Origin of the sequence: Thalassobius sp. MITS945101 (genome assembly GCF_047123305.1) — a bacterium.
Classification (GTDB): domain Bacteria; phylum Pseudomonadota; class Alphaproteobacteria; order Rhodobacterales; family Rhodobacteraceae; genus Thalassobius.
On sequence record NZ_CP138918.1, the window covers coordinates 3,667,116 to 3,681,500 of the forward strand.

The 14,385-nt window shown below is 59.7% G+C and carries 11 protein-coding genes; 4 read left to right on the forward strand and 7 right to left on the reverse strand.

All coding sequences use genetic code 11. The features are described from left to right. Positions 1-29 precede the first annotated feature (29 nt). On the forward strand, positions 30-728 hold the full coding sequence (locus tag SIC14_RS18040) for a hypothetical protein (RefSeq protein ID WP_412563293.1): 699 nt from the start codon (positions 30-32) through the stop codon (positions 726-728). Positions 729-859: 131 nt separating this feature from the next. Here the strand turns inward: SIC14_RS18040 and rpoN are convergent, their stop codons facing one another. Then, a complete protein-coding gene (gene rpoN, locus SIC14_RS18045) occupies positions 860-2,191 on the reverse strand; it encodes an RNA polymerase factor sigma-54 (RefSeq protein ID WP_412563294.1) in 1,332 nt (443 codons plus the stop codon). A 183-nt stretch (positions 2,192-2,374) separates the two neighbouring features. After that, positions 2,375-3,868, reverse strand: a complete 1,494-nt coding sequence (locus tag SIC14_RS18050; protein ID WP_412563295.1) for a flagellin — start codon at positions 3,866-3,868, stop codon at positions 2,375-2,377. Positions 3,869-4,127: 259 nt separating this feature from the next. On the opposite strand from SIC14_RS18050, the gene SIC14_RS18055 reads away from it, so the two are divergent. The 3 genes from SIC14_RS18055 (at position 4,128) to fliD (ending at position 8,105) form a co-directional block, all read left to right on the forward strand. Further along, positions 4,128-4,889, forward strand: coding sequence for a motility protein A (locus SIC14_RS18055; RefSeq protein WP_412563296.1), 762 nt, complete (start codon positions 4,128-4,130; stop codon positions 4,887-4,889). An 83-nt stretch (positions 4,890-4,972) separates the two neighbouring features. Continuing rightward, positions 4,973-6,349: an OmpA family protein gene (locus tag SIC14_RS18060; RefSeq protein ID WP_412563297.1), complete on the forward strand. Its 1,377-nt coding sequence runs from the start codon at positions 4,973-4,975 to the stop codon at positions 6,347-6,349. Positions 6,350-6,437: 88 nt separating this feature from the next. After that, positions 6,438-8,105: a flagellar filament capping protein FliD gene (fliD, locus tag SIC14_RS18065; protein WP_412563298.1), complete on the forward strand. Its 1,668-nt coding sequence runs from the start codon at positions 6,438-6,440 to the stop codon at positions 8,103-8,105. Between the two features lie 205 nt (positions 8,106-8,310). On the opposite strand, the gene SIC14_RS18070 is transcribed toward fliD, so the two are convergent. The 5 genes from SIC14_RS18070 to SIC14_RS18090 form a co-directional block, all read right to left on the reverse strand. Beyond that, a complete protein-coding gene (locus SIC14_RS18070; protein ID WP_412563299.1) occupies positions 8,311-9,381 on the reverse strand; it encodes a sigma-54 interaction domain-containing protein in 1,071 nt (356 codons plus the stop codon). 200 nt (positions 9,382-9,581) lie between these two features. Beyond that, complete coding sequence (locus SIC14_RS18075) at positions 9,582-10,454, reverse strand: transglycosylase SLT domain-containing protein (RefSeq protein ID WP_412563300.1); 873 nt, start codon at positions 10,452-10,454, stop codon at positions 9,582-9,584. Further along, a complete protein-coding gene (gene flgL, locus SIC14_RS18080) occupies positions 10,438-11,712 on the reverse strand; it encodes a flagellar hook-associated protein FlgL (protein WP_412563301.1) in 1,275 nt (424 codons plus the stop codon). The genes SIC14_RS18075 and flgL overlap by 17 nt, the downstream gene beginning before the upstream one ends. Before the next feature lie 3 nt (positions 11,713-11,715). Beyond that, a complete protein-coding gene (locus tag SIC14_RS18085) occupies positions 11,716-14,043 on the reverse strand; it encodes a FlgK family flagellar hook-associated protein (protein ID WP_412563302.1) in 2,328 nt (775 codons plus the stop codon). Beyond that, a complete protein-coding gene (locus SIC14_RS18090) occupies positions 14,040-14,384 on the reverse strand; it encodes a rod-binding protein (RefSeq protein WP_412563303.1) in 345 nt (114 codons plus the stop codon). Before SIC14_RS18090 ends, SIC14_RS18085 begins: the two co-directional genes overlap by 4 nt. Position 14,385 lies beyond the last annotated feature (1 nt).

A 14,385-nucleotide genomic window follows, 5' to 3' on the forward strand; every position in this document is an offset into this window, starting at 1 on the left:
TCCCGCCACCAGAACCCACTGAGATTCATATGGAATTGCAGAAGGTAGGCGCGGCAGGACAGTCTCTTGGCCTGCGCCCTGGCGACAAGCTGGTGGGGCTGGACGGGGAACCGTTCACCGGTGGCGCCAAAGAGCTGCGGGCCAGGTTTTCCGCAATGGAAACCAAGCGGGTTGCGATGCATTTTCAACGGGCCGATGTGGATCTGACCGTGATCTCTGTGACGCCCAAGCTGGGCCGCTGGATGCCCTGCCCCGTTGCGGGCGAACCGCATGTGCCAAAGCTCAGTGCCGATCAGCTCGACAACTGGGAGATCCTGCGCAGCCGCGATGGCAGCTACGATCTGTTCCGGCATCGCTCCTCGCCGCTGGTGTGGCTGATAACGCCGCTGTGGCTGGCGCAGATGCGTCTGTGGCCCCACCTGGCCGCGTTCTTTGGCATGGTCTGTGTCGGCTACCCTGTCGGCCTATGGATGTGTGCTGCGCTGTGGGGACTGGGATCTTATTACGTGAAGAAAAACTACCTGCAGGTGATCCGGGCAGACCGTGTGTCCCGCGGCATGTTCCCCTTTGCGGTGATTGCTGCGCCAGGTGAGATGAACGCCCATGCCACCTATCTGGCAATGCAGCCGGATGACAAATTTGCCTTCGGCACCATCATCCTGCAGAACCAGAAACCCGCCGAAGCCGATCTGCAGGATGAAGACGATTACGACTACGCTGCCGCCTAAGGGCAGCGTTCCCCCTGCCCCAACCCCAAGTTTCCATTGGACAAAAAGAAAGCGGAGACCGGCCCACCGATCTCCGCCATGCTGGTCGGAATGTCCCTAAACCCCCAGCGTTTGCCCACCTAAGTGATCTGTTAGCTTGCCTGCAGCAGCGCATTGCGACGACGCTGGAAGGACGAAGGAATTTTCAGGATGTCGCGGTATTTGGCGACGGTCCGGCGGGCCAGGTGGGTGCCCTCTTTGGTGATGATCTTGGCGATAGCATCGTCGCTCAAGGGGCGGGCTGCATCCTCTTCACGCACCAACTGCTGAATGCGGTGACGCACGGCTGCGGCGCTTTCGCCCTCGTCGCCTTCCTCTTTGCGCAGGCTGGCAGAGAAGAGATATTTCAGCGGGAAAGTGCCCTGTGGAGTCTGCATCAACAGATCGGTGGTGACTCGGCTGACCGTGCTTTCATGCACGCCAATCGCCTCGGCCACGTCTTTCAGCGTCATCGGTGTCAGGCCGGCGGGGCCTTTTTCCATGAAACCGGACTGACGGCGCAGGATTTCGGCGCCAACGGCCAGGGTGGTCTGGTTGCGATGCGCCACGGCGCGGCGCAGCCACAGGGCCACAGACAGGGTGTCGTTGACATAGTCGCCATGGGCAGGTTTCAGCTGCGCGGCGCTCTTTTCATTGACCAGAACGCTCGGCAGGGTCGATTTGTTCAGCTCTACCTGCCAGCCTTCTTCGCCTTTGGACACCAGCAGATCAGGGGCACGCTGCGGCGTCACCGGACCGTTGAAATCCGCACCCGGCTTCGGGTTCAGGCTGCGCAGCAGTTTCAGGGCGGGACGCAGTTCATCCATGTCGCAACCGCAGGCCCGCATCAGACCTTTGAGGTCAGCGGCGGCCAGCTTCGGCAGGTTGTCCAGAAGAGCGGCAAAAATCGGGGTCATCAGATCCTGATCTTCGGCCTGCAGCTTCAGGCATTCGGCCAACGAGCGGGCAAAAAGACCCGAAGGTTCAACCTGTTGCACACGCTCCAGCCAGTCTTCGGCTTCTTCCATCGACAGGCCCAGGCGGAACGCCAGCGCCTCCAGATCTTCGCCCAGCCAGCCGCTGGGTTCCAGAGCTTCCAGGAAGACATCAGCGATCATGCGGTCGCTGTTTTCCGGGAAAAGCATGTCGAACTGGGCCGAAACATGGGCATAAAGAGAAAGGTCGTGTTCGGCGATCCGGGCCAGCATATCGCCCTGATCCGCGCCTGCCCCACCCGACCGGCTGCCGATGCCGCGCATCGAGGTCTGGCCGTCAGTTCCTGGGCCCGCTTTCACGTCCACGAAAGGATTGTCTTCTGCTTCACTCTCAATAACCGAGTGCAGATCCACGTTGCTGTACTGAAGCAAGCAAATCGCTTTCTGCAATTGCGCCGTCATAACGATCGATTGGCGCTGACCCAGGTGTTGTACTGTTGAAATTTGCATGAGCATCTCCTTGTCGACAAGGATGCTCTCCATTTTAGCCCCAAACAATGTAAAACGTTTGACTTCACCTTCAGGAGGTATAACAGACGAAAGTATGGGTCTCTAAGCCATTGAAAAACAAAGAAACCGGCGTCGAAACGCCGGTTTCCTGTCACGGTGTCAGTTTCCTGACGCCAGATCTTATTAACCACGGAGCAGCTGCATAACGTTCTGCTGCGAGGAGTTGGCCTGGGCCAGCATCGCGGTGGCGGCCTGCGACAGGATCTTGCCACGTGCCAGCGAGGTCGATTCCTGGGCGAAGTCTGCGTCCCGGATCCCCGAACGTGCAGCTTCCACGTTAACGGTGATGTTGGTCAGGTTCGAGATGGTGCTGTCCAGACGGTTGGAAACCGCACCCAGATCCGAACGAGACTGGTTGATCTTCTGCAGAGCCACGTCGATGGTCTTAATCGCTTTCGAAGCACCCGACGCGGTGGTCAGGTCGATCGAGGCAACGCTGTCCAGCGCGGAGCTGTTAGCAGCTGCACCCAGATGCTCGGTACCGTCGGTCGCAGCGTTGTCAGTACCAACCGAGAAACCTTTGGTCGAGGTCATCTCAACCTGACCGGTGATCACTGCCGAGGTAACGGCCGAAGTGGTGTCCGTCAGGGTAACGGCCGGGGTGGCTGCGGCGGTGACACCGTCAGATTCCAGCGCGGTGACGGTCATGGTGGTGTCGTTGACGCCGGTGTCATAGCCGGTCAGTTCGATGTTTGCACCGGTCGAGTCGCTCAGGATGATTTCACCGTTGCTCGAACCCATGGTCGCCGAAACGCCGGTCTGACCTGCCTGGGTGTTGATCGCATCCCGCAGACCACGAAGGTCGTTGGTGTCGGAGATGTTCACGTTCCCGATCGAGGTGCCGTTCACTTCAAAGGTTACGGTCGATGCGGCCGAGAAGCCGGACAGTTTCGCTTTGGAAACCGCGGTGGCTTCAACACCGGTCGCAGCCGAGGACGAGTTGATTTCGTCTGCCAGCGATTTCGCCGACTGCGAAGCGGTGGTGGTGATGGCTGCCGAACCGGCGTGACCTGTTACGGTCAGAACCGCGCCACCTGCAATTTCCGATACGGCCGAACCTGCCGCTGCGGTGCCGCCGAAGGCGTTAACCAGCGACTTAACAGTGTGGGCACCGATGTCGGTTGCAGCCGCGCTGTCCACGTCGATGTTCATTACCTGACCGGCGTCTGCACCAATCTGCAGCTGTTTACCGGTGAAGGAACCGTCGAGGATTTTCATGCCGTTGAAGGTGGTGTCTTTCGCAACACGGTTGATCTCGGTGATCAGCTGGGTGCCTTCCGCCGCGAGGTTGTTCCGGTCCGAAGCAGTGTTCGTGTCGTTCGAGGACTGAACAGACAGTTCACGCAGACGCTGCAGCATGTTCGAGATTTCGACGTGCGCACCTTCGGTGGTGTCCACCAGGTTCTTACCGTCGGTGGCGTTGCGAACCGCTTGGCTCAGACCTTTAATCTGTGCGGTCATCTTTTCCGAGATGGCCATGCCGGCTGCGTCGTCCGCTGCGGAGTTGATCCGCAGGCCCGAGGAAAGTCGCTCCATCGAGGTCGAGGTTTCCATGTTTACGCGGGTCATCGTCGCTTGTGCCGACAGCGCGCCAATATTGGTGTTAATAGTAGTCATGGCCGTCTCCTTGGCTGAGGTAGTTGTTTCTGCGCTGTGTTGCGCTTGAATTAGAGAACGTCGCCCTGAAAAAAAGTTTAAAGAAAAGCGCAAGAAACCCACTTAGATACTGTTTTTAAACGATTTATTTTTGTTGACCTGTGGATAACACAATAATCGAGGTTTGATTTTCCTATATATATGTATGCGGATTTGCCTGGTTTGGGCGTTTGGTACGGCTCTTGCAGACCCCGTCTCGTATAGTGACTGGAGCAAAACCATGGATCTCGCATCCCTTATCGGCCTCCTGGGGGCCCTGGGCATGATCGCAGGCTCGATGATCGCCGCTGGCGGTCTCGGGCCCTTCGTCGATGTCCCCTCCCTTCTTATTGTGTTCGGCGGCTCGTTCTTTGCCGTGATGTTCACCGCCCCGATGGGCACCTTCCTCGGCAGCTTCGGCTCGATGGCGAAAGCTTTCATGCCAAAAGCGCCCAAGCACCCTGCCCTTGTGGAAACCATGGTCGAACTGTCGGACCTGGCCCGCAAGGAAGGCATGATGGCGCTTGAGAGCAAGGAGGTGCCTGACAAGTTTTTTGAGAAAGGTCTGCAGATGCTGGTCGATGGCTCGGATGAGTCAAAGATGGTCAAGCAGATGGAGCAAGAGATCAAATCCATGAAGACGCGTCATGAGAATGCGCAGAACGTGGTGAAGTCCTGGATCGACATCGCCCCGGCGATGGGGATGATCGGGACCCTGATCGGTCTGGTGCAGATGCTTGGCAACATGTCCGACCCCAAGGCGATTGGCCCGGCGATGGCGGTTGCGTTGTTGACCACTCTTTATGGTGCGTTTCTGGCCAACGTGATCTTTGGCCCGATCCTGGCCAAGCTGGAAGTCTACAGCGCCGACGAGGTGATCTACCGCGAATTGGTGGTCGAAGGTCTGCGCAACATTGCCCGCGGTGAAAGCGGTCGCAATGTTCAGGACCAGATGGTGGCCGCCCTGCCGCCGAAAGTCGCCGCGAAAATGTTGGCGGCCTAGCGCCGCCAGCCTCCCCAGTCACCGTACAGCCCCCGGCCCCAATCCGCCCCTCAAGCTGAGCCCCTTATAATAAGGCACAGAACATGGCTAAAAAACCGATCCCCATTCCCATCGTCCCCATTGAGGAGCCGAAACAGGAAGAACCGCCAAAGTGCCCGCCGGTGGGCGCGCCGGCGTGGATGGCCACTTTTGCCGACATCGCGATCCTGCTGATGGCGTTCTTTGTGCTTATTCTGTCCTTTGCGGAATTCAACCAGCCCAAATTCAAAATGATCGCCGGCTCGCTGCGCGAAAGCTTTGGTGTGCAGCGTGACATTCCGGTGGTGGAACAGCCGCGCGGCACCACGGTGCTAGAGCTGAAGTTCTCGCCCTCGCAGGAACCCTCGATCTCTAAAACGATCACTCAGGACACCACCACAACGGAACAGCCAAAAATCCGCTCTGATGTGTCGGATCAGCAGAAACGTGCGGACCACGACCAGAAACAGGAATCCGATCAGAACCAGAAGAGCGAAGAAGAAAAGCGTGAGGAAATGCGCCGCGAGCTGGCGGAACTGCTGAAGAAAGCGCTGCAACAGGGGGAGCTGACCGCCAAAGTCGAAGGCGAACAGGTGGTGCTGGATTATGAACCCTCCTCGGACACGCCGGGATCGCTGGATCAGGCGGGTATGAACAATGAGTTCCAACAGCAGAACGGCAGCGAAGACCGGATGGGCCAGAAGATGGGCTCGGACGATCAACAGGACGGCATGCCGCAGATCGACCCGCTGACTGGCCTGCCCCGCAATGGGGATTCGGGCGGGATGCCGCAGGACACCCTGTCCAATGGTCTGCCGCAGATGGCGGAAATGGACACCGCCAACCCCTCGCAGGAACTCAGCGAAGAAGAGCTGATGGCGGAACTGATCCAGAAACTAAACGATGTGGCCCAGAACGCGCTGGAGGCTGACACCGATGGCGATGGTGCTGCCGAAGGCGCCGCCAATCATCCCGAAGGCATCGACGGCGAATCCAAAGCCGCCATTGCCTCGGACAAACTGGCCGTGGCGCTGCGCCGCGAGCTGGGCGAAGGTCTGGTGCAGGTCGAACAACGTGATGGCAAGGTCTTTGTCACCGTCGGCGCGGGCGGGGCTTTCCCCTCTGGCACGGCGGATCTGACGCAAGACGCCCGCGACATCATGGACCGCATCGCCTTTGCCGCCATGAATGAGGCCTCCTCGATCACCGTCACCGGACACACTGATGACGTGCCGCTCTCAGCAGGCTCACAGTTCCGCGACAACTGGGGGCTGGCAGCGGCCCGCTCGGCCTCGGTGGTGCGGGAACTGGCTGGGTCCGGTCTGATCGACCCGACCCAGCTGACCGCAACCTCTATGGGCGAAAGCCAACCGGTGGCCGATAACTCCACCGTTGAAGGTCGGGAACAGAACCGCCGTATCGAAATTGAGATCAGCTATTGATCCCACAGTGCCCCTGCCCGTGGGTCGGGCCGGGGCCTTTAAACAAAATGACAAACCGGTCGTTTTCTAAGGAAACCGGAGAGTAACTATGTCGGATATCCTCTCAGCACTGAACACCAATGGCTCGGGTCTGAACATTTCAGCCCTGGCCAAAGACCTGGCCTCTGCCGAGATCACACCGCGCAAAAACATCATCGAGCGCAAGATGGAAGGCATGGATGTTTCCGTGTCTGCCCTTGGCGAAGCGCGCCTGAAAATGCAGGAGCTGCAGGATTCTCTGGGCGTGATCACTCGCGATCCGATGTTGCAGACCAAATCCAGCAGCGCCGGTCTGAACGCGATTGTTTCGGATGCCACCAAGGTTTCCGCCGGCAGCGAAAGCGTCAATGTGGTTGCCCTGGCCCGCGAACAGGTTCTGGAGTTCAAAGGCTTCCCGTCGGAAACCGCCACCGTTCAAGGTGGCACCATCACCATCGATTTCGGTGTCTGGACCACAGATGACCCACCGGTGTTCTACGCGGGCGAACGCCCTGGTTTTGATATGGTTGTGCCCGAAGGTGGCACATTGCAGGATCTCGCGGCGCAGTTTGATGGCATTGCCGGCGTCACCGCTTCGATCATCGATATTGGGGATGGCACCTTCTCGCTGGGTATCCTTTCGGACACCGGCGGCCAGAACGGCATGCGCTTTACGGTCAACGCCACCGGTGCGGCAGCTGACTTTGCCCTGAGCGAACTGGACACCACCACCGACATTGCCACCCACCAGATCCGCGCCGCCTCTGATGCGGTGCTGGAATACAACGGCATCACCGTGTTCCGCGACACCAACAATGTGGATGATCTGATCGACGGGGTTGAACTGGAACTGCTGGACGTCACCGGCACCGCCGCCACGGTGACAACATCTGTGGACGCCGAAGACATTTTCGCCCGCGCCGAGGTGTTCATCGCCAAGGTCAACGAAACGCTGGAATGGCTGGACGATCAGACCAGTCGCGGTGTGATCGAAGGCACTGAACCCGGCGCCTTGGCGGGGGAAACCTCAATCGAAGGCATCAAGAACTCGATCCGCTCTTTCCTGCGCTCGGAAATCGAAGGCTTCGGGGACGGTCCTTCTTACCTGTCAAACTTCGGCATCTCGATGCAGCGTGACGGCACGCTGGCAATGGAAGAAGACGAGCTGGGCAATGTGATCCTGGAAAAAATCATCGCCGAAGATCCGATGAGCCTCGCCGCCCTGTTTGAATCCCAGACCACTGCCAGCAACAGCTCTGTCACCGTGGCAGGTCGTCCGCCCAGTGACACCGACAGCGGCAGCTACAAATTTACCCGCGATCCCGACACCGGTGACGCTTATCTGGGCACCACCAAGCTGACTTCGCTGTTCCCCGGCGTGGGCGTGACCTTCTATCTGGCCGCCTCCGGTCCGATGTCAGGCGTGTCGCTAACCGTTCCGGACGGCTTGGACGAATTTGACGTCGACTATGGCCGCAATTTCACCAGCAAGTTGATGGAGCGGATTGATGATGCTCTGGCCTCGGAAAACGCGCTGAGCGCACGAGAAACCGAGCTGCAGGCCTCACTGGCCGAAAGTCAGGAAGATCTGGATGATCTGGACGCAAAATATGCCACTGTTGAAACCCGTTACCTGGCCAAGTTCACGGCAATGGAACAGATGGTGACGCAGCTCAACAGCACCGGCTCCTATATCCAGGCGCTGCTCGACGCAGAGCAGGCCGCCGCACGCGGCTAACCCGCCTTTTCATCTTGCCAAAACTACTCTGGGGGAATTGGCCGTCAGGCCAAGGGGGCAAAGCCCCAAACCTGGCAGGCGCCCCGACGTACTGCCCACATCCCCCAGACACCTCACCCAGCGTCCCCCCAAAAAAGAACCCGCTTCCAAAGAAGCGGGTTTTCAGTCTGACAGGGAGGAGATGAAGGATTTGGGGAACGGTCCTTCAGCCGTTTTTCTTGATGCCGTATTTCTTGATTTTCTCGATCAAGGTGGTGCGCTGCAGCCCTAGCGACTGGGCGGCGCCGGTGACATTGCCTTCGCACATTTTCAGCGCCGCTTCGATCAGCGAAATTTCCATGTCGCGCAGGATCAAACGGATGTCGACCTGGCCATTGTCCTGCAGCGCCTGCAGAACCGCGCTTTGATCGCCAACCGGCAGCGCCTGCCCCGGGGCACCGGGGGCGGAGCCGTCGGTTTCGCTCAGCAGCAGGAAGTTATCCACTTCACCCGCATGCAGCATCCGACCCGGGAACATGACAATGGCGCGGTCCACAACGTTGCGAAGCTCTCGGATGTTGCCGGGCCAGCTGTGAGCCTGAAGACGTTCAATGGCGTCCATGGCAAAATGCGGCAGGTTCGCTTGAGGATGTTGGCTGGTGTGGTCTTTCAGCATCCGGTCGATCAGTTCAGGGATTTCTTCCAGTCGTTCGGACAGCGAGGGCACCGGCACCGGCAGCACGTTGATCCTATAATATAGGTCGGCGCGGAACTTCCCTTCCGAGACCGCTTCGGTCAGACGACGGTGGGTCGCTGTGATCAGGCGGAAATCCACCGCGATATGTTCACGGCCACCAACCCGCTGAATTTCGCGGCTTTCCAGAACCCGCAGCAGCTTGGATTGCAGCGCCAGCGGCATGTCCCCGATTTCATCCAGGAACAGCGTGCCGCCGTCGGCCATTTCGATCAGGCCAACACGTTGCTCATCGGCGCCGGTAAAGGCGCCTTTTTCGTAGCCGAACAGTTCGGATTCCAACAGCTCACCGGGAATGGCGGCACAGTTCACCGCCACCAGTTTGCCTTCACGACCCGAAGCCGCATGCACCGCGGTGGCCGCGCGTTCCTTGCCCGATCCGGTGTCACCCGACAGCATCACCGGCGCATCCGACGGCGCAACGGCGGTCAGCATCTGTTTCATCCGGCGGGTTGCGGGCGAGGATCCGACCACATGGGCATCAACCTCAAACAGGATCGGCGCTTCGGCGTCGAAAAACAGATTGGTGCAAATATTGGTCATGGGGCGGCTTTCTTAGTCTTTTCATTGGGGCGGCAGCGGTTTTTTGGCGGGATGCGCCCGCTGTCCTGTTGCCTTGCTCGGTTAACACTAAGAATAGTCAAAAACCCGACGACAATCGACGTATCGGAGGTTGAAACCCGCCTCTCTTACGGAGCGGGTTACATACTTTGGGCTAGGTTTTCGTGTTGTGGCTGTTGCGCTTAGTTCGCGAACTCGGCGCGCAGCTGGTCGATCAGATCTTGTCGATTCGTTGACAGACGGGCGATGCGCCGTTGACGGGTGCCGCGGGTGCGCTTTGCCTGCATGGCTGAAAACGTGGGCAAAGGACTGTCAGGAAGCACGACATCACGCATCTGTCCCATGTAGGATTGGGTCGCAATCAGGGCGGTGTCGCTTACGGCCAGAACGCCTTGGGCACGGGCCACCTTGGCCCGGTGTTGTGACGCCGCGCGCACGGCACCTTTGGAGGTGCCATCCGCCGTTGAGGCCACAAAGGAAGGCTGTTCCTGCGGCAGTTTTGCCAGAACCCGGTTCACCCGGCCCAGATAGGCCGTTCCGCGATCACTGTCTGCCGAATGGTAGTGTTTGGTGGCCTCTTCCCAGCTGCCATGACGTTTTTTCAACCGTGTCAGGAACTTGGCGGCGTAGCGGGTGTTGGCTTCCGGGGTCATCATCTCTTCGACAGAAGCGAAGTTTTCTGCGTGCCAGCGGTAGTTGATCTGCATGCAGCCCACATCCACATTGCGCACACCCTCTTTCAAAACCGCCTTCAGTTTGGCCAGCGCCTCTTTGCGGGTTTTGAAGTAATAACCTTTGCCCTGTACGTTCAGGGTCCAGGGCCAAGCACGCACGCCACGGTCGCCCTGCTTATAGCCTGTCTCAACGCGGGCAATTGCCGGCATCAGACCTTCGGGGATCCGATGTAACGCCGCCGTCCGGGCCGCCATCTGTTCACAATCCACCGCACGCGCAGCGGCGGGCAGAGCCGCTTGCGCCATCAAGGCAAAGGCCAGCGCCCCCGCTTTGACAATGGATATGAACCGCGCCCCAATCACCTTAGCTGAGGAAATCAAACAGGGTGCGGGTCGAGATCTTGGCGTAGGTCTGCTGCGCCGCTTCGCGGTTCATCAGCATTGCCTGCAACTCTGTCACGGCGGCGGCAATATCCAGCCCTTCGTAGCCCGCCAGGGCGCGCTCTACCATCTCCGCCCGTTTGTCGAGACCGGTCAGATGGCGCTCGCCCACCTGTTGCAGCGCACCGATTTCAGCGCGACGGTCGGCCACGTGATAAAGCGCGGAATTGAGGGTGCCCACCAGAGCGTTAGAGGTTTGATCCTCAGAGACCATAACCGTCATCTGGTCAACATCATGCCCAGACAGTTTGGTCACCGTCATCGAATGATGGTCCCGGTCATTGCTGCCCGCGACGCCAAATTTGCTGAGGGTCATGTCGCCTGCTGCATCCAGTCGGATGGCGTTGGGATTGGCGGGATCGACGATGGCGGTCACACCGGTTGTGCCGGTCTGCGCATTGATCGCGGCGATCAGCGCGTCAGGCGAAGCCTGCATATAGGGGGCGGAAACATCCACCGAACCGCCAGGGCCTTCGATGGTCAGGGACACTTCGCCAATAGATGACCCAAGCTGCAAACGCATCGAGGCCGCACCGTCAACGCTGTCGCGACGCGCACCGCCACCTGGGGTCAACGAATGCACCAGATCATCGGCAATTGTGAACAGATCGCGGGTCTCCGGCCCATCGGGGCCGTTGACCTGAATGTCCATAAACAGCTCTTGCCCGTTGAGGCCGGTCGCCATCAATGCGTTCTCCGAAACCCGCAACGCATGACGCCCTGCATCGCCCATATAGCGCACGTTGTTGCCATCATCGGCGAAGGGATCGATATCTGTCTGATAGCCGCCAAACAAGGCGCGTCCGGTGCTGTCGCGGGTCTGCGCCAGATTGACCAGACTGTCGCGCAACTCCACTGCCTCGATGCGCAGCGATTCCCGTTCGCTTTCCGATACTGATCCTGTGGCGCCGCGAATGGCAATCTCAGCCATGCGGTTCAGCACGTTGCCCACCTCCCCCATCACGGTATCGGACAGGGTCAGCCGTGCGTCGGCACTTTCGAGGTTCAGCGTAAACTGTTCCACCATTTCCTTCTGGTCACGGGTGGCCGACATGTTGAGCGCCCGCACCGGATCAACCGAAGAACGCGGATCCGCCTTGCCCGAGGCAATTTCAGCCTGAAGGTTGGAAATATCGGTATCAAGCCGCGTGAAGTGACGGCTGGCCAATTGGTGATGAAGGGAGGTGCCGATGGTCATGGTTTACCTCAAAGAGCTGAGCAGCGTCGAAAACAATTCCTGCGCCACAGTCATAATGCGTGCGTTGGCCTGATAGGCCTGCTGGTATTTCATCAAGGACGCGGCCTCGGTATCCAGATCCACCCCGGCTGCGGCCTGATGGGCAGCCAATGCGGATTCATTCTGGGCTTCGGCCACTTCCAACTTGCGTTTGCCTGCGGCGGTCAACCCACCCACTTCGGTGCGGATATCGGTCAGCAAGGCGTGATAGCCGCCCAGCCCCGAAGAGTTGTCCCGCGTGCGCAGATCCGCAAGCGCTGACAATCCACGTGCATCTCCCATGCCAGATGTCGATGCCGCCACATCAAAACTGTCACCGGTGACATAGCCCGCGGTCAGGCTGAAGCTGAATCCGGCGATTTCCACGTCACCATTGCCATCCAGTACCCCGCCACCCAAACGGTGTCCGGTGGCCTGATCCAGCAGTTCAACCTCGCCGGTGCTGTCGTCGATCACGTTCAGCGTCACGGTGCGATCGGTGTTGCTGGTGGCGGTGCCATGGGTCACAGCGCCGCCAATTTCCAGCTCGCCCGCGCCTGCTACGATGATCAGGTCTTCGGCAGGCAGGTTGGTCAGATGCAGCCACTGGGTCGCAGCCGTGCTGCCGTCGGTAGAAAGCTGGGTGCCAAGATAGTTGTTCGCCGCGCCGGTCAGGGTGCCGTCATAAACGGCCCCATCGGCAAACCCGTTGGCCCCCGTCATCAGCGCCGCCGCGGCCGCCCCGCTGAGGGCGGGTCCGGCGATCTGCGTGCCTTCACGGGTGAACACCATGATGTCCGAGGCAGTGCTGCCACCGGCAAGGCTGGCCAATGTCACTTCGGTGGCCGAAGCCGGGATCACCCCCACAACGCCATCCGACAACAAACCCACAGAAGACCCATCTGTCGGCAGCAGGCTTTCGACGGTGGGCAGGCTGGTGAAGGTTTCACTGCCCGGCGCTGCGGACAGGGTTGAGCTACCCGTGTTGGCAATCGCAGGGCTGATGGTCATGGCCCCGCCAGAGGCGATCTGATCCACATCCGTGAGCAGGAACCGCATGTTTTCAGCGTTGCCATGGGTGGGCGCCAGGGTGATGACATCGCCGTCCGCCCCGGTGCCGGTCAGATCAATCTGCATACCGGTCAAGGTGATCGAGGTGGTGCCGCTGCCCAGCAGGGTGTTGCTTTCGTCATAGGCATTCCAGACCCCGGCGGTCTCATCCCGGATCAGACGGATCGTATCGGTGGGCGGGGTTTCGCCTTCGATCTCGGTTGCCTCAGCCAGCGAGCTGCCCGAGTTGGAGGGCGCTGGTTTTGCGTCCCAACCATTCAATGAGAACATCCGCACCCCTTCAGCGCCACTGGCGTCCCGGGAACTTTGGTGGATCATGTTCATCTGATCCGCCAGGGTGCTGGCAAAACTGTTCAGATCCGACAGGGTTGCGTTGATCGCACCTACTGCAGAGGCAAGTCCGTGCAGCTGACCTGCTGACGCACTGCGGGTTACCGCATCACTGGCCAGTGACCCAGCACTGGCGCCCCGCACGTTCAGCGACAGGTCCGCATTCATCGTGACCCGCGCCGGCCCATCCACCGATAGCAGCTTGGGCCCGCCAGGTCCGCTGCCAAGCGATACGGTGGCAATGCCCAGATCACTGTAATCGACGCTGATATCAACCAGGTTGGACAGATCCGTCAGCAGCTTGTCGCGCCGGTCCATCACCGCATTGTCGGCCCCCGGCACCGAAGAAAGCCCCATGCGATGCTGCAGTTTGTCCATTTCCACCAACAGGCCGTTGATCCGACCCAACACCTGATCGCCCTGCGCATGCAGGTATTCGCCAAGATCGCGAATGTCGCCCGCCATATCAGCAACCGCACTGGCCAACCCGCCGCCCGCTTCCAGCATAACCGACCGCATGCCGCGGTCTTCGGGCATCGAGGCCAACCCCTCAATGGCTTCAAAATAGCTCGACAACATCTCTTCGACGCCACCCGCATCAGGCAGCATCCGGTTCTCCAGCTGCTCCAGCGCCGGCACCATGGTTTCCGCCGAGATCACAGCCCCGCCGGTTTCGCGCACCTGCTCCACCACCAGTTCGTCAAACGCGCGGCGCACATCTTCGATCAACACCCCCTGCCCTGTGGAGGAGGTGGAAAACGGGTTTGAGCCGGCTCCGGCCGCCTCTTTGGTGATCACAGAGCGGCGCGAATACCCTTCGGTATCGGCGTTGGCGACATTCTCCGAGGTGATCGTCAGCGCGGTGCGCGACGCCAGCATCCCGGAGATGCCGATATTCATAATGCTACTCATCCGTCAGCTTTCTTTGCAAATGGCGCAAACTGGCGCACAATGGCATCTGCCATGCCCAGCCCCGCGGCCCCGGTGGCATCTTCGGTCAATTGCTGATCCAACATGCTCTGCATCCGTGACACACCCGAACCGCCCAGCAGGTCATCGCCCAGACTGGCTTCACGGCCCGCCTTTACCATCTGCTGCAGAAACAGCGCCTCAAAGCCTTCGGCGGCCTGGCGCATGCGGGGATCCAACTCATCGGCGGCGGTCTTGGCGCTGCTCTGCACCCCATCCTGCCGGTTGAGCTGCAGGCTGGGGGTCAGATCCATCATTGGATTGTTCGGAAGCGAAAAACTCATA

What these genes read in the sequence shown, in the direction of transcription:
- SIC14_RS18040 (WP_412563293.1), top strand. Translation starts at nt 30, where the DNA reads ATGGAATTGCAGAAGGTAGGCGCGGCAGGACAGTCTCTTGGCCTGCGC.
- rpoN (WP_412563294.1), bottom strand. Translation starts at nt 2,191, where the DNA reads ATGCAAATTTCAACAGTACAACACCTGGGTCAGCGCCAATCGATCGTT.
- SIC14_RS18050 (WP_412563295.1), bottom strand. Translation starts at nt 3,868, where the DNA reads ATGACTACTATTAACACCAATATTGGCGCGCTGTCGGCACAAGCGACG.
- SIC14_RS18055 (WP_412563296.1), top strand. Translation starts at nt 4,128, where the DNA reads ATGGATCTCGCATCCCTTATCGGCCTCCTGGGGGCCCTGGGCATGATC.
- SIC14_RS18060 (WP_412563297.1), top strand. Translation starts at nt 4,973, where the DNA reads ATGGCTAAAAAACCGATCCCCATTCCCATCGTCCCCATTGAGGAGCCG.
- fliD (WP_412563298.1), top strand. Translation starts at nt 6,438, where the DNA reads ATGTCGGATATCCTCTCAGCACTGAACACCAATGGCTCGGGTCTGAAC.
- SIC14_RS18070 (WP_412563299.1), bottom strand. Translation starts at nt 9,381, where the DNA reads ATGACCAATATTTGCACCAATCTGTTTTTCGACGCCGAAGCGCCGATC.
- flgL (WP_412563301.1), bottom strand. Translation starts at nt 11,712, where the DNA reads ATGACCATCGGCACCTCCCTTCATCACCAATTGGCCAGCCGTCACTTC.
- SIC14_RS18085 (WP_412563302.1), bottom strand. Translation starts at nt 14,043, where the DNA reads ATGAGTAGCATTATGAATATCGGCATCTCCGGGATGCTGGCGTCGCGC.
- SIC14_RS18090 (WP_412563303.1), bottom strand. Translation starts at nt 14,384, where the DNA reads ATGAGTTTTTCGCTTCCGAACAATCCAATGATGGATCTGACCCCCAGC.